The following is a 20349-nucleotide window of genomic DNA, read 5'->3' as shown; positions in this document are numbered from 1 at the left end:
CTTCTCATGACCGTGGACAAATCCGCAATTCGCGACGCCGCGACGATCATCGTTTTGCGCGACCGTTTTCGAACCCCGTCGATTCTGATGGGCCAACGTGGTGCCGCGGCGGCCTTCATGCCGAACAAGTTCGTATTTCCGGGGGGTGCCGTGGATGCTGAGGACGCGCAAGTTCCGCTGGCCACTCCGGTTCCCGAGATTTGCCAACAAAGGCTGAGCGATCAGGCTCCTGCCGGACTGCATGTGCCACTGGCGGCAGCGGCAATTCGCGAGTTGTGGGAGGAGACCGGCTTTATCCTCGGTGTCCGCGACACCTGGCCGGGTCCGGTTCCACAAGCCTGGACCGGCTTCGCGGAAAGAGGCTACATTCCGTCGGCCGAAGCGCTGCAGTTCGTGTTCCGCGCGGTTACCCCGCCCGGACGCCCACGCCGGTTCGACGCCCGATTTTTTCTTTTGGACGCAGATGCCATCGCCGGTGATCTGGACGATTTCAGCCAGGCCTCGGATGAACTGTCACATCTACAGTGGATTCCGCTGGAACAGGCGCGGGAGTTCGACTTGCCCTTCATCACCGAGGTTGTTCTGTCGGAAGTCGAGGCGCGCGTATCAGATACAACGCCCCCCGACTCCGTGCCGTTCTTTCTGAACAACGAAGAAGCCAGTCTGTTCCAGCGTCTCAAGGGCCACCCGATGCCCGAAACAGACTGAGCCGCCTTATTTCATTCGGCTTATTACAACTGTGACTTCGGGCTTTTTGCCGATTTCGATCTGTGCACTTTGTCGAACGATGCGACGCATGGCTTCTTCCAGCTTGTCATCGTCCCGCAGCGTTTTGACCTCAGCCCGCATCAGGAACTGGTTCAGGTCCTCTTCCAGCACCTCGATCAATCCGGCCCGCGACACGCCGGTTTCCGGCAGCCCCATGGTATCGCACCAAGGTTCGCCCAGTGGCTCATCGTCTTCGTCCAGGATGACAGTTACGGTCACGTGCCCGTTCAGAGCCATGCGGATACGGTCCCGCACCACACCGTCCAGCGCGCCAATCTTGACGGAACCGTCCAGGTAGGTCCGGCCGGTCTCGACATAATCCACGACCTCGGGCGCGTTCCCCGACAGATCCAGCATCGTGCCATTGACCGCCAGGACACCGGCACGACCTGCGGCCTCGGCCAGCTTGGCGTGTTCCCGCAGATGCCTGTGTTCACCGTGCATTGGAACGACGATCTGAGGATCGACCAAGGCATGCATCTGCTCAAGATCAGGGCGGTTGGCGTGGCCGGAAACGTGGTACAAGCCAGCGCTGTCATCGACCACGTCGACGCCTTTTTCGCTCAGTTGGTTCATGATGCGGATCACACCGCGTTCATTCCCCGGAATGGTCTTCGAGGAGAAAAGGAACAGGTCGCCATCCTTCAGCTCGATCCCCCGGTATTTGCCGCGCGCCAACTGCGCGCTGGCCGCGCGGCGCTCACCCTGGCTGCCGGTGACGATCAGCATCAGGTTCTGGCGGGGCAGATCCAAGGCTTCCTCAGCGCTGATCACGCGCGGAAAATCAGACAGGATACCGGTTTCAGTCGCAGCCTCGATCATGCGGCGCATGGCCCGGCCCAACAGAACCACCGAACGACCCGCCCGATGCCCGGCCTCGGCCAGCGTTTTGACCCGCGCGACATTCGACGCAAAGGTCGTTGCAACCACCATACCAGTCGCGTCCTCGACCAATTGGGTGATGGCCGGCCCAACCTCCGACTCCGAGCGACCGGGATGCGAGGAAAACACGTTGGTGCTGTCACAAACCAACGCCTTGACCCCAGGCTTGGCCACTTCGGCCCAAAGATCGGGATCAAACGGTTCGCCCACAACCGGATTGGTGTCCAGTTTGAAATCACCGGTATGCACGACACGGCCAGCCTGCGTGTCGATCACCAGCGCCGCACTCTCGGGGATCGAATGCGAAACGGGCAGGAATCCGACCGTAAACGGACCTGCCTTGATTTGCTCGGGCCAGGCGGACACGGTGCGCACGGCTTCGGGCGGATGTCCGGCATCTTCCATTTTGCGGCGGGCGATATTTGCGGTGAAAGCACGCGCGTAGACCGGCGCGCCAAGGGCCTCATGACAATGGGCCACGGCGCCGACGTGATCCTCGTGCGCATGGGTGACGAAGATCGCCTCAAGCCGATCCGCACGTTCCTTCAACCACGAAATGTCGGCGTAGATCAGATCGACGCCCGGCGTTGTATCCATGTCGGGAAAGGTCACGCCCAGATCGACCAGGATCAGACGTTCCTGACCGGGTTTGCCATAGCCGTAGACATAGGCGTTCATACCGATTTCGCCCGCGCCGCCGAGCGGCAAGTAGATCAGTCTTTCGCTGCTCATGCCGAGCCAGTATCCTTGTTGTAGCGATGGATCACGGTAAGCCCGTGCATCGTCAGATCGTCTTCAATTGCATCAAAGCCCACATCGGCCTGATCGAACAACGGTGCAAGACCGCCCGTCCCTATGACCTTCATGGGCATTCCGTATTCCGCCTTGATCCTGTCGATCAAACCTTCGATGAGGCCGGAATACCCCCAATACACACCTGACTGGATACATCCAACCGTGTTTGTGCCGATGACTTTCTCGGGACGCGTCACGTCGATATGCGGCAGAGCTGCAGCGCCCTGGTGCAAGGCCTCGAGACTGAGGTTCACGCCGGGGGCGATCACTCCTCCGACATAGGCGCCATCAGCGGCGACCACATCGAAATTCGTGGCGGTCCCGAAATCCACCACCACGACATTCCCGCCGTGCCGATCAAAGGCACCGGCCGCATTCGCCAGACGGTCCGGACCGGGAATCGTCCCTTCATCAACGCGCGGCGCTACCGGCAACTCGCAATCGGGCTTGCCCACCACCAACGGCCGGCATCCAAAGAACCGGTCGGCAAAGACGCGCAGGTTGAACACCACCCGCGGCACCGTCGAGGCAATGATGACGTCGGTGATGTCAGCCTCGATCCCGTAATGTTTCACCAGGGTCGAGTACCAGGTGAAATAGGCATCGGCCGTGCGGGCATGGTGGGTTGAGGTGCGCAGCGTGCACAGGAATTTCTCGCCATCCCAGATCGAGAAAACGGTGTTCGTGTTGCCGCAGTCAATGGCCAGAAGCATATGCGCCCCTTTCAGAAATAAACGTCTGCCGCCGGAATGCTGACGCGGCCCTTGGCGGTGTTTAGGACAAGGTTGCCGCCCGCGTCCACCGTTTCAAAGGTCCCGACGGTTTCCGAAGCACCTGTGCGCGCGGTAATCACCTCGCCCAGCTTCGCGGCCCGGTCCAGCCAAGCTTTGCGGATCGGTTCAAACCCGTAGGTAACAAACTGCAGTTCGAGCTTTGCGTAGGCATCGGCGAGCTCAGTCAGAAAATCCTCGGCGGACACCTGAGCCCCGGTTTCCGACAACAACGAAACGGGCCGCAGAGCTCCCTGCTCAACTGTCTCAGGATCAGGCGCGTCTGCGAGGTTCACCCCGATGCCGATCGCAAGGTGGGATACGTCGCGCCCCTGCCCCGTGCTTTCCAACAGGATGCCGGCCAGTTTCCCGCCGTTCAACAACACGTCATTCGGCCATTTCAATGCGAACCCCTGTGCGCGACCGGTGACCGAAACACAGGCATCAAAAAGCGCCAGCGCGGCAACAAAGCTGCGAAGGGCTGCCTGCTCTGGATTGCCCTCGGGCCGCAGCAACAAGGTTGCTGCCAGGTTGCCCTGGGGGTTGGACCACGCCCGGCCGCGCCTGCCACGCGCGGCGGTTTGATGATGCGCCATGATCCAGACCGGACCTGTTGCAGTGGGTGCGATCCGCGCGGCCTCATTCAGGGTGCTGTCAACTTCCTGCAGGATATGCAGACCGTATCCTTGGGGCCAGGTGCTCATGCCAAAAAGGCCCGGCCTGATGGCCGAGCCCCTTTCCAGATTTTGTTGAAACGGTCAGTTGACAAGCGTCGTCGCCGCGGCTGACGCTGCGCCCTCGATCCCGAACTGGTAGACCACACCGATCAACATCAATGCGGCCGACCCCATCAGAGCAACCCACAATACCGGGGTCGAGCGGGTTTCGATCGGATCTTCGTTTTCGTCGCCGAAATACATGTAGAAGACGATCCGCAGGTAGTAGAAGGCACCGATCACCGAGGCGATTGCCGATGCAATAACCAACCCAATCAGGTCAGCTTGCACACCGGCCTGCCAGACGCCGAACTTGGCGAAGAACCCCAGCATTGGCGGTACGCCGGCAAGGCTGAACATCAGGATCAGCACGGCCAGCGCCTTGCCCGGGTCCCGCTTGGAATACTGGCGCAGGGCGTCGATGTCTGTCACCGGCTTGCCGTCGCGCTCCATCATCAGGATGAAGGCGAAGGTGCCGATATTCATGGTCACATAGATCGCCAGATACATCAGCATCGCTTTGACACCCAATTCGGTGCCTGCGGCCAGACCGATCAGCGCGTACCCCATATGTGCAATTGACGAATAGGCCATCAGCCGTTTGATGTCGCGCTGCCCGATGGCAGCCACGGCCCCCAGCAACATCGACAGGACCGAAAGCAGCACGATCACCTGCTGCCAGTCCGCGATGGCACCGCCGAACGCATCATGCAGAACGCGCGCGAACAAGGCCATCGCTGCAACTTTGGGTGCGGTTGCAAAGAAAGCCGTCACCGGAGTGGGCGAGCCCTCGTAAACGTCCGGTGTCCACATGTGGAACGGAACCGCCGAAATCTTGAATGCCAGACCCGAGATCAGCAGAACAAGGCCAAACAGAAGCCCAACCGAGACATCGCCGTGATGCACCGTGTTGATGATGCCCGAGAACAGCGTCGTACCGGTGAACCCATAGACCAGAGATGCGCCGAACAGCAGCAATCCCGAACTGAGCGCACCCAAAACGAAATACTTCAGCCCCGCCTCGGTCGATTTGGCGCTGTCACGGCGCAGGGCCGCCACGACATACAGAGACAGCGACTGCAGCTCGAGACCCATATAGAGCGACATCAGATCGCCGGCGCTGACCATCATCATCATGCCGACCGCTGCCAAAGCCACCAGCAACGGATACTCGAAACGCAGCAGGTTCCGGCGCGCCATGTACTCCTGGCTCATAACCAGAACCGCGGCGGCCGATAGCAGAATCGCGACCTTTGCAAATCGGGCGAACCCGTCGTCGATGAACATGCCGTTGAAGGCCACGTTGGTCCCCGAGCCGTTCGACGCGATCCAGAACGACAGCGCCGCCATCAGTCCGGCCGTCGTCCAGACCAGAACCGGAGCCAGCGCATCCTTGCTGGTGTAGACAGCTCCGATCAGCGCCGCCATCGCATAGATCGCCAGAATGATTTCCGGCAGAATTACAGTGAGATCAGCCTGGATCATGTCTCCAAAGCTCCCTTAGTGCGAAGCGACCTGGGTCGCGGCCTCGGCCGCGGCCAGAGCCGTGTCATAGTTCGAAATCAGCGCGGCGGTCGAATTGCCGATCACGTCGGTGACCAGCGACGGATAGACGCCCAGCAGGATGGTCATGACGATCAGCGGCGCAAAGATCAGACGCTCGCGTGTGCTCATGTCGGTGATCGACTTGAGGCTTTCCTTGATCAGGTCGCCAAAGACCACGCGGCGATACAACCAAAGCGCATAAGCCGCCGAGAAGATCACACCGCTGGCCGCCACTGCGGTCACCCAGGTGTTGACCTGGAAGGTGCCCATAAGCGTCAGGAATTCGCCGATGAACCCGCTGGTGCCCGGCAGGCCCACATTGGCCATGGTGAACAGCATGAACACCAACGCATAGGCCGGCATCCGGATCACCAGGCCGCCATAGGCCTCGATGTCGCGGGTGTGCATCCGGTCGTAGATCACGCCAACACAAAGGAACAGCGCGGCCGAGATGAACCCGTGGCTGAGCATCTGGAAAATCGCCCCGTCGATGCCCTGCTGGTTGGCGGCAAAGATGCCCATGGTCACAAAACCCATATGCGCGACCGAAGAATAGGCGATCAGCTTTTTCATGTCCTCCTGCACCAGCGCCACCAACGAGGTATAGACCACGGCGATTGCCGACAGCCACAGCACCAGATCGGTCATCACGGCCGACCCGACAGGGAACATGGGCAAGCTGAAACGCAGGAAACCATAGCCACCCATCTTCAGCAGAATTGCCGCCAGCACGACCGAGCCCGCCGTCGGTGCCTGAACGTGCGCGTCTGGCAACCAGGTGTGCACGGGCCACATCGGCATCTTCACCGCGAAGGACGCAAAGAACGCGAGGAACATCAGCGTCTGCATACCGCCGACAATGTGGACACCCAGCACGCTGAAGCTCTCGGACGAGAACTGGTGCGTCATGAGTGCGGCAATGTCCGTGGTGCCTGCATCCGCATACATCGCCACCATCGCCACCAGCATCAGAACCGAGCCGAGGAAGGTGTAGAGGAAGAACTTGAAGCTGGCATAGATCCGGTCCTTGCCGCCCCAGATGCCGATGATCAGGAACATCGGGATCAGCCCGGCTTCGAAGAACAGGTAGAACAGCACCAGGTCCAGCGCCATGAACACGCCGAGCATCAGCGTTTCCAGAAGCAGGAAGGCGATCATGTATTCCTTGACCCGGTCGGTCACGTTCCAGCTGGCCAGAATGGTCAGCGGCATGATGAAGGTGGTCAGCAGCACGAACAGAACGCTGATGCCATCCACGCCCATCTTGTACTTCAGGCCCAGCAGCCACTGACCCTCTTCCACCATCTGAAAGCCAGTGTTCGATGGGTCGAACTCGGTGTAAATCCCGATCGAAACAAGGAAGGTCACGGTGGTCGCAACCAGCGCGATCCACTTGGCATTGCGCTGTGCGGCCACATCGTTCCCGTGCAGGAACAGCGCCATCAGACCGGCGGAAATGGCCGGAATGAACGTTACAATGGATAGGATATTGTCCATCAGTTTGCGCCTCCGCCGATCGACATCCAGGTGACCAGGGCGGCGATCCCCAGAACCATCCAGAAGGCGTAAGTGAAGATGTAGCCCGTCTGCGCCTTGCCTGCGAGGCGGGTGAAGAAGGGAACGACGCCCATTGCTACTCCGTTCAGGAAACCGTCGATCGTCTTGCCGTCACCGCCCTTCCACAGGAACCGGCCCAAGGCCACGGTCGGTTTTACAAGGATCGCGTCGTAGATTTCGTCAAAGTACCACTTGTTCTTGAGGAACAGGTACAGCGGGCGCTGGTTCTCGGCCAAGCGACCCGGCAGCGCCGGGTTCACGATGTAGAACAGGTAGGCCAGCCCAAAGCCCAGAAGCATCGCGACGAACGGCGAGAATTTGACCCATTTCGGCGCCGCATGCGCATCGTCCAGAACATGATTGTCCGGCGCGATGTACAGCGCGCCCTCGCCCGGCTTGCCGACAAAGGCATAGTGGTGATCTCCGCCCTTCGCCTTGTCATCATGCGCAGCCTCGTCGCCATGGGATTCGGTGGCATGCGTGTCGTCGCCATGTTCATCGGCCTTGGCATGGTCACCGGCGTCGGCATGCGCCTCGGCAACCGGAATGCCGTAGAACTTGCCCACCTGATCGGCGTGACCGAAGAAGTTGTTGTACCAGATCATACCCGCGAACACGGCGCCCAGCGACAGAACACCCAGCGGCACCAGCATGACCATCGGGCTTTCATGCGCGTGCTTATGCGTGTGCTTGTCGCCCCGCTCCTCGCCATAGAAGGTCAGGAAGATCAGGCGCCAGCTGTAGAACGAGGTCATCGCGGCCGCGATCACCAGCGCCCAGAACCCGAAGGCCGATCCGCCGGCATAGGCGCTTTCGATGATGGCATCCTTGGACAAGAAGCCAGCAAAGCCGATCGTGGTCAGCGGGATGCCGACACCGGTGATGGCCAGGGTACCGATCATCATCGCCCAGAAGGTATAGGGGATCTTCTTGCGCAGGTTGCCATAGTTCATCATGTCCTGTTCGTGGTGCATGGCGTGGATCACCGAACCCGCCCCCAGGAACAAGAGCGCCTTGAAGAAGGCATGCGTGAACAGGTGGAACATCGCCGCCGAATACATGCCCACGCCCGCGGCCACGAACATGTAGCCCAGCTGTGAGCAGGTCGAATAGGCGATCACGCGTTTGATGTCCGTCTGCACCAAGCCCACGGTCGCGGCAAAGAAAGCGGTGGCAGCCCCGAGCACGGTGACGAACCCGGTTGCTCCTGGCGCGAACTCCATCAGCGGCGACATGCGGCAAACGAGGAACACACCGGCCGTCACCATGGTGGCCGCGTGGATCAGCGCCGACACGGGCGTCGGGCCCTCCATCGCGTCCGGCAACCAGGTGTGCAGGATCAACTGCGCCGACTTGCCCATCGCACCGATGAACAGTAGCACGCAGATGACCTCGATCGCGGTCCATTCGCCCCACAGGAAGGTCAGTTGCGTTTCTGCCAGCTGGGGTGCAGCGGCAAAGATATCCGAGAAGTTGATGCTGTCGGTCAGAAAGAACAGCGCAAATATCCCAAGCGCGAAGCCGAAGTCGCCCACACGGTTGACGATGAACGCTTTCATCGCCGCCGCATTGGCCGAGGGTTTGCGATAGTAAAAACCGATCAGCAGGTACGACGCGACGCCCACGCCTTCCCAGCCGAAGAACATCTGTACGAGGTTGTCGGCCGTCACCAGCATCAGCATGGCGAAGGTGAAGAAGGACAGATATGCAAAGAAGCGCGGCTTGTAGCTTTCGCCCTCGCGCCACTGCGGGTCGTGATCCATATAGCCGAACGAATAAAGGTGCACGAGCGCCGAAACGGTGGTGACGACGATCAACATGATGGCGGTCAGCCGGTCCAGACGAACGGCCCACGAGGTCGACAGCGAGCCGCTCTCGATCCAGCGCATGATCTCGATCTGCTGGGTCTGCCCGTCAAAGCTGAAGAAAACGATCCACGACAGCAGACAGGCCAGAAACAGCAGGCCCGTTGCCGTCCACAGCGCGGCCTTTTCGCCGATGAACTTCCAGCCAAAGCCGCAGATCAGCGCGCCCACCAGCGGGGCAAAGAGGATTGTGGTTTCCATGATCCCTTACCCCTTCATCATGTTGACGTCTTCAACCGCGATAGTGCCGCGGTTGCGGAAGAAGCAGACCAGAATGGCCAGCCCGATCGCAGCCTCGGCCGCGGCCACGGTCAGCACGAACAGCGTAAACACCTGCCCGACCAGATCGCCGAGAAAGCTGGAAAACGCCACGAGGTTGATGTTCACCGCCAACAGCATCAGTTCGATGCTCATCAGCAGGATGATGACGTTCTTGCGGTTCAGGAAGAGACCGAAGATGCCGATGACGAACAGAGTCGCCGCGACGGTAAGATAGTGTTCAAGTCCGATCATCGTCTCAAAGTCCCTGCCCCGGTTTCACGTCCTTCAACTCCATCGCCTTGGCCGGGTCGCGCATCATCTGGCCGACGATGTCCTGACGCTTGATGTCCTTGCGGTGGCGCAGCGTCAGCACGATGGCGCCGATCATGGCCACCAGCAGGATGAGGCCCGCCAGTTGGAACAGAAGGAAGTATTGATCGTAAAGGATGACACCCAGTGCCTCGGTGTTGTGGCGATCGGCCGGGATGGGCTGGGCCAAGTTGGCCGCCGCGCCTTGTGCGCTGTCCCAAGCGCCAAAGGCCATGACGAACTGCATCAGGATGACCAGACCGATCAGCAGGGCCAAAGGCATGTAGCGCGCCATCTCGGCCTTGAGCTCGGCAAAGTCCACGTCCAGCATCATCACCACGAACAGGAACAGCACCGCCACCGCGCCGACATAGACGATGATCAGCAGCATGGCGACGAATTCCGCCCCCAGCAGCACGAACAGTCCCGCCGACGAAAGGAAGGCCAGGATCAGCCACAGCACCGAATGCACCGGCTGCCGGCTGATCACGGTGAACAGCCCGCCGGTGATGGCGCTGATGGCAAAGAGGTAAAAGGCAAATACGCTCATTGGTCATCTTCCTCGTTTTCGCCCATGGCCTCCTGCGCCAGTTCCAGCGCCCGGGTCATGGCCGGGATGCCGGCAAAGACCGACATCTGACCGATCGTTTCCACGATCTCTTGTTTCTTGGCCCCTGCCTCGATGGCATGGCGTACCGTCTGGCGCAGGGCCGTGTCGGCCTGTGCGCCCTGACAGGTCAGCCCGGCCAGCGTCAGCAACAGGCGGGTCTTGGCATCCAGTCCGCCCGGATTGACGGTGTTGCCGAACATCATCTCCATGACCTCTTTGGGCATGGTCGGCCACAACGCCTCGAAGCCGCGCATCGCGTCGACGGGCGAATAGCTCTCCAGCGCCGGGTTGAACGCCTTGGCCATGTCATGCGCCTGTCTGAGCATCTGCTCGAATGGGTTTTTCGTCGGATCGCTCATCGGTAGGGCGCGTCCAGTTCCAGATTGCGGGCGATCTCGGCTTCCCAGCGTTCACCGTTGTCCAGCAGCTTCTGCTTGTCATAGAACAGCTCTTCGCGGGTTTCCGTGGCGAATTCGAAATTAGGTCCTTCGACGATGGCATCGACCGGGCAGGCCTCTTGGCAGAAGCCGCAGTAGATGCACTTGGTCATGTCGATGTCATATCGCGTGGTACGGCGGCTGCCGTCCTGGCGCGGTTCGGCGTCGATTGTGATGGCCTGCGCGGGGCACACAGCTTCGCACAATTTGCAGGCGATGCAGCGCTCCTCGCCGTTGGGGTAACGGCGCAGGGCGTGTTCACCGCGGAACCGTGGCGACAGCGGGCCCTTTTCGTGCGGGTAGTTCACGGTGGCCTTGGGCGCGAAGAAATACTTCAGCCCCAGCTTCATTCCGACCCAGAAATCCTGCAGAAGGAAGTATTTGGCCGCGCGGGTATAGTCGATATGTGCCATTGTCAGCCTCCTACGCTCCAACGGGCGAATGCACCCCAGAACCAGTCGAATTTCGCCGCAAAGGCCACGAAGACAACCCACACCAGGCTGAACGGCAGGAACACTTTCCAGCCCAGCCGCATCAGCTGGTCATAGCGGTAGCGGGGCGTGATCGCCTTGACCATCGCGAAGAGGAAGAAGAAGAACGCCATCTTGGCGACCATCCACAGCACGCCATCGGGCAGGCCGGGGATCGGCGACAGCCAGCCGCCGAAGAACAGCAGCGTGGTCAGCGCGCACATCAGGAAGATGGCGATGTATTCGCCCGCCATGAACAGCAGGAAGGGCGTTGCCGAGTATTCGACCTGATAGCCTGCGACCAGTTCCGATTCAGCTTCGGGCAGGTCGAACGGCGGGCGGTTGGTCTCGGCAAGGGCCGAGATGAAGAACAGGAAGACCATCGGGAAATGCGGCAGCCAGTACCAGCTGAAGAACCCGAACGAGCCATCCTGCGCCCGCACGATGTCACCAAAATTCATCGACCCGGTCGAAATGATCACCCCGATGATGATCAGGCCGATCGAAACCTCATACGAAATCATCTGCGCGGCCGAGCGCAACGAGCCCAGGAACGGGTATTTCGAGTTCGACGCCCATCCGCCCATGATCACGCCGTACACCTCGAGCGAGGACACCGCGAACACATAGAGGATAGCCACGTTGATGTCGGACAGGACCCAGCCGTCATTGAACGGAATGACCGCCCAGGCGATCATGGCCAGCACGAAGGACGTCAGCGGCGCCAGGATGAACACAGTCCGGTCCGCGCCGGCAGGGATCACCACCTCTTTGACGACGTATTTCAGCGCGTCCGCCACCGACTGCAGCAGGCCGTAAACGCCAACCACGTTGGGGCCGCGACGCATCTGGACCGCGGCCCAGATCTTGCGGTCGCCATAGACCAGAAACAGCAGCGAGATCATCACGAAGGCCACGACGGCCAGCACCTGCGCCAATATGATCAGGGCTATTCCGCCTGGGGTGTCAAAGAATTCAGCCATTGGTCCTCACACCGTGGGTATTCCGTTTTCCGCTGCCATCGCGCGACCCGACCGGCCGGTCGGAGACTCGCGTCGCCTGCGATTGGTTTGGCGAGTTGGTGTAAACAGCATCCGCTGCCTGCACGCCACCTTTTTCCTTCATTTCATTCGGCAAAACACACGACCACGCCCCTCGCATCTCCTCTCGGAAAAACGAGCTCGGGCTTCCGCCCGCTTTGCGGTTTATGGTCGTTGCAAGCCTCATTCCGCGGCAATCTTTTGGTCACCGCGCGCCTTGGCCAGCGCCGAAAGCTCGGCCATCAACTGCGAGGCTCGTGCAATCGGGTTGGTCAGATAGAAATCCTTGATCACGGTCCGGAAATCGGCCTGTCCCAAAGGTCCGGCCTCGATTGCCTGTTCTTCGTTCTCGGGCACTTGGTCGATCCCGGCCAGATGCGGCACTGCTTCGATCAGCTTTTGCCGCAGCTGGGCCAACGTGTCATAAGGAAGTTTCTCGCCCAACTCCGCCGAAAGCGCCCGCAGGATCGCCCAGTTTTCCTTGGCTTCGCCCGGCGCAAATCCGGCCCTCATCGCCAATTGAGGGCGACCCTCAGTGTTGACGAAAAGACCGTTTTCCTCGGTATAAGCCGCGCCTGGCAGGATGACGTCGGCGCGGTGTGCACCGCGGTCACCGTGGCTGCCCTGGTAAATGACGAATGGACCCGCATCGATATCGACCTCGTCCGCGCCCAGGTTGAAGATCACCTCGGCGCCGTCGATTGCAGCCTCAAGGCCACCCTCCGTCGCGGCACCCACATCCATCGCACCAACGCGGGCCGCTGCAGTGTGCAGAACAAGCATCCGACCCGACAGCGCGCGCGCGGCGGCCAAAACGGACTGACCGTCTGCCTCGGACACGGCGCCCTGTCCGACGATCACAACGGCTTCGTTGCTTGCCTTGGCCTTGGCCAGCGCATCGCGGTCGGTGCCAAGATGTTCGTAGTCATAAGTCAGATCAACGGCCGGGCCGATCAATTTGACATCGGCGCCCGCCAGCCACGCCTTGCGGATGCGCGCATTCAGCACCGGAGCCTCGTCGCGCGGGTTGGTGCCGATCAGAATGATCTCTTTCGCCGTGTCGATCTCCTCGATCGTCACATTGCCGACATAGCCCGAACGGTTACCGATAGGCAGGCGGGCATTGTCGGTTCGGCATTCGACCTTGCCACCCAGCCCCTCAATCATCTGCTTCAACGCAAAGGCGGCTTCGACAGGAACCAGATCGCCGATCAGACCGGCAACCTTCTTGCCCTTCATCGCCGCTGCGGCGGTGGCCAAAGCCTCGGGCCAGCTGGCGGCACGCAGGCGACCGTTTTCGCGGATATAGGGCGTGTCCAGACGTTGACGGCGCAAACCGTCCCAGACAAAACGCGTCTTGTCCGAGATCCACTCTTCGTTCACGCCATCATGGTTGCGCGGCAGAATGCGCATCACTTCGCGGCCCTTGGTATCGACACGAATGTTCGATCCCAGCGCATCCATCACGTCGATGGTTTCGGTCTTTGTCAGTTCCCACGGGCGTGCGGTAAAGGCATAAGGCTTGGAAGTCAGCGCCCCCACCGGGCACAGGTCAATGATGTTGCCCTGCAGGTTCGAATCCAGCGTCTGGTTCAGGTACGAGGTAATTTCCGCATCCTCGCCCCGGCCCGTCTGGCCCATCTGGTCGATACCCGCGATCTCGGTCGTGAAACGCACACAGCGGGTACAGCTGATGCAGCGGGTCATGGCCGTACCAACCAGCGGACCCAGATCCAGATCATCGACGGCCCGCTTGGCTTCTTTGAACCGGCTGGCCGACATACCGTAGGCCATTGCCTGGTCCTGCAGATCGCATTCACCGCCCTGGTCACAGATCGGGCAATCCAAGGGGTGGTTGATCAGCAGAAACTCCATGACGCCTTCCCGGGCCTTCTTGACCATGGGAGAGTTGGTCTTGACCACCGGCGGTTGACCTTCCGGCCCTGGGCGCAGATCGCGCACCTGCATCGCGCACGAGGCGGCGGGCTTGGGCGGCCCGCCCACGACCTCGACCAGGCACATGCGGCAGTTACCGGCAATCGACAGGCGCTCATGATAGCAGAACCGCGGCACCTCGACCCCGGCCTGTTCGCAGGCCTGGATCAGGGTCATCGCGCCATCGACTTCGATTTCTTTGTCGTCGATTACGATCTTGCGGAGGTCAGACATGGTCTAGTTCGCCCTCAAATACACGCCAATGGCGCTGTTTCGTTCGATTTCCTTGCGCCCCAGGGCACAGAATGTTTCAGCTTTTCCGTAGCTCACGCCGTTCTGCGCGAGGTATTTCTCGCCTTTGGCCCGCATCCGCGCCTTTTCGGAATCCGACTCGACATAGGCCCGGATCTCGCCGTCCGAATAACCCAGGCTGTTGGCCTTGGACCGTAGGCTCCACATCACGCCGATTGCCTTCATACGCCGCCCACTGATCGACGGGCAGTATTCCGAGATCTCATTTGCGATGGCGATGTAGTAGAGCTCGTTGTCGATTTCCTTGACTTCGCGCAAGGGCGGTTTGGCGTCCGCTGAGACGGGCAACGCCATCGCACAGGCAAATGCGGCAAGTTTCACAAGTTTCATGACATATCCTTTCGTCTTGGGTTCCCCAAGACGTTCCGCGGCACGGCTGTTATGCAATAACGACCGTCCGATCAGCGCAGGATATGCAATAGCGAAGCTCATGGTCGTTGACAGGCTCCGGCAAATGTCAGGCTGTCATTTTCGACGCGCAGGTTCTGCGGTTCGGTGTCAGGACCAACCTTCCACGCAATGCGGGAGGAACCGAAATTCTGAATGCAGAACCGGGTGCCCTCGTAACGACCAGCCTCGCGCGCGCCGTCCAGCGAAGCCGACACGCCTTTGATCGTCACGGTGAAATCCGCAGGCGACCGTTTCTTGTCGACCGGCTTTGCTTTGGCCCGAAACGACTTGCCGTCAAACAGGATCCGGTCGCTTGTTGGCGCTGTCCCGCAGGCCGAAAGCAGCGTCAGCAGAACAAGCACACCGACAGCCGGGCGACGCAGGTTCGCGGTGATATCAACAAGTGTGACGGCCATCAGAACGCAGCCACCAATGCAAGGATCCCAATCACGAACATGCAGGCCCACGCCACCACATACAGGACAGAACGAATACCGCTATGCGGTTTGCCGACGCCTTGAATGTGTACGACAAGCATCAGCAGTCGCGCGACCAAGGCAATCGCGGCCAGCCAGTTCACCCAGAACGGGCTGGCGCCCAATAGAATGGCTGCCACAGTAACGGCCAGAAACGCGGGCAAAGTCTCGGTGCCGTTCAGGTAGGAACGGTTCAGGCGATAGGCCTTGTCGGCGTAGTCCTGGTCGGGGGTCGCGCCAGGAGCCAGCCCCTTGCCCTGTTTCGCCAGTGCCGAAAACGGCGACAGGAACAAAACGACCAGTGTGAAAATCACCAAAGACGCAATCGCGTGGGAATACTCTGCATAGGCTTCCATCGTTGTCACTCCGCCGCCATCGCACCCATACGGCCCGATTTCTGAGCCTTGATGCGGTCTTCGATTTCTTCGCGGAAGTTGCGGATCAGGCCCTGGATCGGCCATGCGGCCGCGTCACCCAGCGCACAGATCGTATGGCCTTCGACCTGCTTGGTCACCTCGAACAGCATGTCGATCTCTTCCAGTTCGGCCTCGCCGCGTACCAGGCGATCCATCACCCGCATCATCCAGCCCGTACCTTCGCGGCAGGGCGTACACTGGCCGCAGCTTTCGTGTTTGTAGAATTTCGACAGGCGCCAGATCGCCTTGATGATGTCGGTGGACTTGTCCATCACGATCACCGCCGCCGTTCCAAGCCCCGAGCCCAGATCGTTGCGCAGATAATCGAAATCCATGATCGCGTCGCGCATGTTCTCGCCGCGCACGCAGGGCACGGACGAGCCACCGGGGATCACGGCCAACAGGTTGTCCCACCCGCCGCGGATTCCACCGCAATGGGTCTCGATCAATTCTTCAAAGCTGATCGACATCGCCTCTTCGACCACGCAGGGATTGTTGACGTGACCCGAGACGGCAAACAGCTTGGTACCCGCATTGTTCTGGCGACCAAAACCGGCGAACCAGTCGGCACCGCGGCGCAGGATCGTGGGCACAACGGCGATGGACTCCACGTTGTTCACCGTGGTCGGGCAGCCATACAGACCCGCCCCGGCCGGGAACGGCGGCTTCATGCGCGGCATGCCTTTCTTGCCTTCCAGGCTTTCGATCAGCGCGGTTTCCTCGCCACAGATATAGGCGCCTGCCCCGTGATGCAGGAACAGGTCGAAATCCCATCCCGATCCGGCGGCGTTCTTGCCCAGCAAGCCCGCGTCATAGGCCTCGTCGATTGCAGCCTGCAGTGCCTCGCGCTCACGAATGTACTCGCCGCGCAGGTAGATGTAGCAGGTGTGCGCATTCATCGCGAAAGACGCAATCAGGCAGCCTTCGATCAGCGTGTGCGGATCGTGGCGCATGATCTCGCGGTCCTTGCAGGTGCCCGGTTCGGATTCGTCTGCGTTTACGACCAGATAGGACGGGCGGCCATCGCTTTCCTTCGGCATGAACGACCATTTCAGGCCGGTCGGGAAGCCCGCACCGCCGCGCCCGCGCAACCCTGAGTCTTTCATCGTCTGGATGATCCAGTCGCGACCCTTCTCCATCAGGCCAGCAGTGCCGTCCCAATGCCCCCGGGCCTGGGCGCCCTTCAAGGTGCGCTCGTGCATCCCGTAGATGTTGGTAAAGATCCGGTCCTGATCCTTCAGCATCGCGTGTTACCTTCAGCTGTCCTGACGCATGCGCCAGAGTTGAAATATGTTGACGCCCGCATAGATGAACGCCGCGATCGCGGCGAAATCAAACAGCAGCGCAAAGCGTCCCGGCAGCTCCAGCGCCGGGCCGATGAACAGGGTCATGGCAAGCCACAACAGCATGGTCACCGCGATGACCACGCCGATATGTCGGCCCTTGCGGGCGATGGCCTGTTCCTTGTCCTTGTCCATCACACTCCGATGCCCGTATCGGGCACCGTCTCTCAGTCTTCGTAGGTGCCGTCTTGCTTGGCACGTTTGGCAAATTCGGTTTCCTCGCCAGCAGCCAGCTTGGCCGCCTGCTCGATCCAACCGTCGCGTTCGATCCGGCCCTTGAACTTCAGCCGGGCATCAACCCAGGCCACATGTTCTGGCGTCCAAGCTGCGATCTGATCGAAGTGGTAGAACCCGAGCTCGTTCAGCGTCTGCTCGAGCTTCGGCCCCACACCTTTCAGCAGCTTGAGGTCGTCGGGCTTGCCCTCACGCGCACCGCTCAGCGTTTCGGGCTGAGCCTCAGTCGCTTCTGGCTTGGCCGCAGCACCCTCGGGCGAAGATGGCTCGGCCTTGGCGGATTTCTTGGGCGCGGCCTGACGGGCGGCTGGTTTGCCCTGCTCTGGCACCTTCGGCGGCTTGGGTGCGGCTTTCGCTCCGGCGGCCTTGCCATCCTTGCCCAACCATGGCGTCAGGATCGGAACCTCGGTTCCGTCGATGCGCTTGACGGTATCGCCCAATTCCGTGGCCAGTTGTACACTGGCATTGTGCTTTGCCTTGCTACCTTGATAATCCTTCAGGCTGGTCACCCCGCCCAGAGGCTCGGCCGCAAAGCGACCATTCTGGGGACCGGGCACCGGAACCTTGCCAGCGGCCAGTTCATCAATGATCCGACCAAAACTCTCGGCGGTCAGGTCCTCGTAATAGTCTTTACCGATCTGTGCCATCGGCGCGTTGGTGCAGGAACCCAGGCATTCAACCTCTTCCCAGCTCAGCTTGCCGTCCGCCGACAGTTGGTGCGGCTTGGGCGCGATCTTTTCGCGGCAAACAGCAATCAGATCCTCGGCCCCGCAGATCATGCAGGACGTGGTGCCACAGACCTGAATATGCGCGACGGACCCAACCGGTTGCAACTGGAACATGAAGTAGAAGGATGCAACTTCGAGCACCCGGATGTAGGACATGCCCAGCATCTCGGCCACATATTCGATGGCCGGGCGGCTCAGCCAGCCCTCCTGCTCTTGCGCGCGCCACAGCAGCGGGATGACCGCGCTGGCCTGACGGCCCTCGGGGTATTTGGTGATCTGCGCTTCGGCCCATTGCTGGTTGGCAGCGGTGAAGGCAAAGCTTTCGGGTTGTTCGGGATGAAGACGGCGGAGCATTAGCGGTCAATCTCTCCAAATACGACGTCCATGGTGCCAATGATGGCGGCGACGTCGGCCAGTTGGTGGCCCTTGGCGACGTGGTCCATAGCCTGCAGGTGCAGGAAACCGGGCGCACGCAGCTTGGCGCGGTACGGCTTGTTGGTGCCGTCGGCGACCAGATAGACGCCGAACTCGCCCTTGGGGGCCTCGACGGCGGCATAGACTTCGCCTGCGGGGACGTGGAAGCCTTCGGTGTACAGCTTGAAGTGATGGATCAGGCTCTCCATCGAGGTCTTCATGTCCGAGCGTTTCGGCGGGGTGATCTTGCCGCGGGCCAGAACGTCGCCCGGGCAGTCGCGCAGCTTGGCGATGGCCTGACGGATGATCGACACCGACTGGCGCATTTCTTCCATCCGCACCAGGTAACGGTCATAGCAGTCCCCGTTCTTGCCGACGGGGATCTGGAACTCAAACTCGTCGTAGCATTCATAGGGTTGCGCGCGACGCAGATCCCAGGCCAGGCCCGAACCGCGCACCATCACGCCCGAAAAACCGTATTGCTGGATATCTTCCTCGGTCACCACGCCGATGTCGCAGTTGCGCTGTTTGAAGATGCGGTTCTCGGTCAGCAGTCCGTCAATGTCGTCCAGAACGGCGGGGAATTCGTGGCTCCAGGTCTCGATGTCATCCAGCAGTTCGGGCGGAAGATCCTGATGTACACCGCCGGGGCGGAAATAGGCCGCGTGCAGGCGCGCACCGCAGGCACGCTCGTAGAACACCATCAGCTTTTCGCGCTCTTCAAAGCCCCACAGCGGCGGCGTCAGCGCGCCCACGTCCATCGCCTGCGTGGTCACGTTGAGCAGATGGTTCAAAACGCGCCCAATCTCGGAATAGAGGACCCGGATCAACGAGGCCCGGCGCGGAACTTCGACGCCGGTCAGCTTTTCGATGGCAAGGCACCAGGCATGTTCCTGGTTCATCGGCGCCACATAGTCCAACCGGTCGAAATACGGCAGGTTCTGCAGATACGTCCGGCTTTCCATCAGCTTTTCGGTACCGCGGTGCAGCAGGCCGATATGCGGGTCGCAACGTTCGACGATCTCGCCGTCCAGCTCAAGCACAAGACGCAAAACTCCGTGCGCCGCAGGGTGCTGCGGGCCGAAGTTGATGTTGAAGTTGCGGATCTTCTGTTCTCCGCTCAGCGCGTCCGTGCTGCCGTCATCGTATCTTGAGCCGTCCATCAACGCCCTCGTTTCTTTTTCGCTTCGGCCCGAACCCGGACCTTTTCCGCCTCAAGCGCTTTGGCTGCGGCCCCCGCCAGCAGGACCCCCAGCGCACCCAACGCAATCAGTTCCCCCAGCAGCATGACCATCTCAGCGGCGCTCCAGTTCCTGCAGTTTCAACCCGACCCACCACAGCAACGCGATCGTGCCGAATGGGACCAAGCAGAGAAGGCACCAGTATTTGTTGATCCCGAAAAACGGCAAAATCTTCACCATCGGAATGATGGTCAGTGCAGAAAGGATCAGCCACCAGATGCCACCCATTGTCAGGTCTCCTGTTTTTCATCCCCCGGCAGAACATAGTTCGCACCTTCCCACGGGCTCATGAAATCAAACTGGCGATACTCCTGAACCAGCGAGACCGGTTCGTACACGACCCGTTTCTGCGCTTCGTCGTAGCGGACTTCGATATACCCGGTAGTCGGAAAATCCTTGCGCAGCGGATAGCCGCGGAAGCCATAGTCGGTCAGGATGCGACGCAGGTCCGGGTGGCCCGAGAACAGGATGCCGAACATGTCGAACACTTCACGCTCGAACCAGTTGGCCGAGGGGTGCACATCGACGATCGACGGAACCATGTCTTCCTCGCGCACCGAAATCCGGATACGGATACGCTGGTTCTGGTACATCGAAAGAAAGTGGTAAACCACGTCGAACCGTTTGGCACGTTCGGGGTAATCAACTCCGGTAATGTCGACCAAGGTCGAAAACTTGCAGTTCTGATCCGTTTTCAGAAACTCGACAAACTCCACCAGGCTCGAGGGCGCAACATCAACCGTCAGCTCGTCATGGGCTACGCTCCATGACAGAACACAGTCCGTGCGCTTCAGCTCGATATGCGTGCCGAGTTCCTTGAGTGCTTCGCTCATCT

At 60.5% G+C, this 20349-nt stretch carries 23 protein-coding genes; 1 reads left to right on the top strand and 22 read right to left on the bottom strand.

Annotated elements, in window-relative coordinates:
• The first annotated feature begins 6 nt into the window (after positions 1-6).
• A complete protein-coding gene (locus AC2FML_RS09895; protein ID WP_170581368.1) occupies positions 7-708 on the top strand; it encodes an NUDIX hydrolase in 702 nt (233 codons plus the stop codon).
• Between the two features lie 6 nt (positions 709-714).
• On the opposite strand, the gene AC2FML_RS09890 is transcribed toward AC2FML_RS09895, so the two are convergent.
• The 22 genes from AC2FML_RS09890 to AC2FML_RS09785 all read right to left on the bottom strand — a co-directional run bounded on the left by AC2FML_RS09890 (position 715) and on the right by AC2FML_RS09785 (position 20347).
• Positions 715-2382: a ribonuclease J gene (locus AC2FML_RS09890; protein WP_496734569.1), complete on the bottom strand. Its 1668-nt coding sequence runs from the start codon at positions 2380-2382 to the stop codon at positions 715-717.
• Complete coding sequence (locus AC2FML_RS09885; RefSeq protein WP_093964922.1) at positions 2379-3158, bottom strand: type III pantothenate kinase; 780 nt, start codon at positions 3156-3158, stop codon at positions 2379-2381. Before AC2FML_RS09885 ends, AC2FML_RS09890 begins: the two co-directional genes overlap by 4 nt.
• An 11-nt stretch (positions 3159-3169) precedes the next feature.
• Complete coding sequence (locus tag AC2FML_RS09880; protein WP_170369290.1) at positions 3170-3919, bottom strand: biotin--[acetyl-CoA-carboxylase] ligase; 750 nt, start codon at positions 3917-3919, stop codon at positions 3170-3172.
• A 54-nt stretch (positions 3920-3973) separates the two neighbouring features.
• A complete protein-coding gene (nuoN, locus tag AC2FML_RS09875) occupies positions 3974-5416 on the bottom strand; it encodes an NADH-quinone oxidoreductase subunit NuoN (protein ID WP_496782948.1) in 1443 nt (480 codons plus the stop codon).
• Positions 5417-5431: 15 nt separating this feature from the next.
• A complete protein-coding gene (locus AC2FML_RS09870) occupies positions 5432-6973 on the bottom strand; it encodes an NADH-quinone oxidoreductase subunit M (protein WP_170340407.1) in 1542 nt (513 codons plus the stop codon).
• On the bottom strand, positions 6973-9099 hold the full coding sequence (gene nuoL / locus AC2FML_RS09865; protein WP_496782947.1) for an NADH-quinone oxidoreductase subunit L: 2127 nt from the start codon (positions 9097-9099) through the stop codon (positions 6973-6975). Before nuoL ends, AC2FML_RS09870 begins: the two co-directional genes overlap by 1 nt.
• Positions 9100-9105: 6 nt before the next feature.
• The gene (gene nuoK, locus AC2FML_RS09860) at positions 9106-9411 is read right to left on the bottom strand and encodes an NADH-quinone oxidoreductase subunit NuoK (protein ID WP_005984024.1); all 306 of its coding nucleotides are present in this window, start codon (positions 9409-9411) and stop codon (positions 9106-9108) included.
• Positions 9412-9415: 4 nt separating this feature from the next.
• Complete coding sequence (locus AC2FML_RS09855) at positions 9416-10018, bottom strand: NADH-quinone oxidoreductase subunit J (RefSeq protein WP_170340404.1); 603 nt, start codon at positions 10016-10018, stop codon at positions 9416-9418.
• Positions 10015-10437, bottom strand: coding sequence for a carboxymuconolactone decarboxylase family protein (locus AC2FML_RS09850; RefSeq protein ID WP_170341019.1), 423 nt, complete (start codon positions 10435-10437; stop codon positions 10015-10017). The genes AC2FML_RS09855 and AC2FML_RS09850 overlap by 4 nt, the downstream gene beginning before the upstream one ends.
• Positions 10434-10928 carry an NADH-quinone oxidoreductase subunit NuoI gene (nuoI, locus tag AC2FML_RS09845; RefSeq protein WP_170357347.1) on the bottom strand — a complete coding sequence of 165 codons (495 nt, stop codon included), beginning with the start codon at positions 10926-10928 and terminating at the stop codon, positions 10434-10436. The genes AC2FML_RS09850 and nuoI overlap by 4 nt, the downstream gene beginning before the upstream one ends.
• A gap of 2 nt (positions 10929-10930) precedes the next feature.
• A complete protein-coding gene (gene nuoH / locus AC2FML_RS09840; protein ID WP_170340401.1) occupies positions 10931-11968 on the bottom strand; it encodes an NADH-quinone oxidoreductase subunit NuoH in 1038 nt (345 codons plus the stop codon).
• 240 nt (positions 11969-12208) lie between these two features.
• A complete protein-coding gene (nuoG, locus tag AC2FML_RS09835; RefSeq protein ID WP_496782945.1) occupies positions 12209-14194 on the bottom strand; it encodes an NADH-quinone oxidoreductase subunit NuoG in 1986 nt (661 codons plus the stop codon).
• Positions 14195-14197: 3 nt separating this feature from the next.
• On the bottom strand, positions 14198-14602 hold the full coding sequence (locus tag AC2FML_RS09830) for a DUF5333 domain-containing protein (RefSeq protein WP_170357345.1): 405 nt from the start codon (positions 14600-14602) through the stop codon (positions 14198-14200).
• A gap of 98 nt (positions 14603-14700) precedes the next feature.
• Complete coding sequence (locus AC2FML_RS09825) at positions 14701-15078, bottom strand: hypothetical protein (RefSeq protein ID WP_170341011.1); 378 nt, start codon at positions 15076-15078, stop codon at positions 14701-14703.
• Positions 15078-15494 (bottom strand): MAPEG family protein, encoded by a 417-nt coding sequence (locus tag AC2FML_RS09820; RefSeq protein WP_480636340.1) that lies wholly within the window; start codon positions 15492-15494, stop codon positions 15078-15080. The genes AC2FML_RS09825 and AC2FML_RS09820 overlap by 1 nt, the downstream gene beginning before the upstream one ends.
• Positions 15495-15499: 5 nt before the next feature.
• Entirely contained in the window at positions 15500-16798 is a 1299-nt protein-coding gene (nuoF, locus tag AC2FML_RS09815; protein WP_496782944.1) for an NADH-quinone oxidoreductase subunit NuoF, read from the bottom strand.
• 12 nt (positions 16799-16810) lie between these two features.
• Complete coding sequence (locus tag AC2FML_RS09810; protein WP_093964908.1) at positions 16811-17032, bottom strand: DUF5337 domain-containing protein; 222 nt, start codon at positions 17030-17032, stop codon at positions 16811-16813.
• 32 nt (positions 17033-17064) lie between these two features.
• Positions 17065-18213 (bottom strand): NADH-quinone oxidoreductase subunit E, encoded by a 1149-nt coding sequence (locus AC2FML_RS09805; protein ID WP_496782942.1) that lies wholly within the window; start codon positions 18211-18213, stop codon positions 17065-17067.
• Complete coding sequence (locus AC2FML_RS09800; RefSeq protein WP_496782941.1) at positions 18213-19436, bottom strand: NADH-quinone oxidoreductase subunit D; 1224 nt, start codon at positions 19434-19436, stop codon at positions 18213-18215. The genes AC2FML_RS09805 and AC2FML_RS09800 overlap by 1 nt, the downstream gene beginning before the upstream one ends.
• Positions 19436-19561: a hypothetical protein gene (locus AC2FML_RS09795; protein ID WP_261391884.1), complete on the bottom strand. Its 126-nt coding sequence runs from the start codon at positions 19559-19561 to the stop codon at positions 19436-19438. Before AC2FML_RS09795 ends, AC2FML_RS09800 begins: the two co-directional genes overlap by 1 nt.
• 7 nt (positions 19562-19568) lie before the next feature.
• On the bottom strand, positions 19569-19742 hold the full coding sequence (locus tag AC2FML_RS09790) for a hypothetical protein (protein WP_010442775.1): 174 nt from the start codon (positions 19740-19742) through the stop codon (positions 19569-19571).
• A 2-nt stretch (positions 19743-19744) separates the two neighbouring features.
• Positions 19745-20347 (bottom strand): NADH-quinone oxidoreductase subunit C, encoded by a 603-nt coding sequence (locus tag AC2FML_RS09785; RefSeq protein ID WP_170340389.1) that lies wholly within the window; start codon positions 20345-20347, stop codon positions 19745-19747.
• Positions 20348-20349 lie beyond the last annotated feature (2 nt).

It is taken from the genome of Ruegeria sp. BHSC029 (assembly GCF_059613085.1).
The sequence above is the reverse complement of the archived record's forward strand: the minus strand, read 5'-3'. Positions and strand labels throughout refer to the sequence as shown.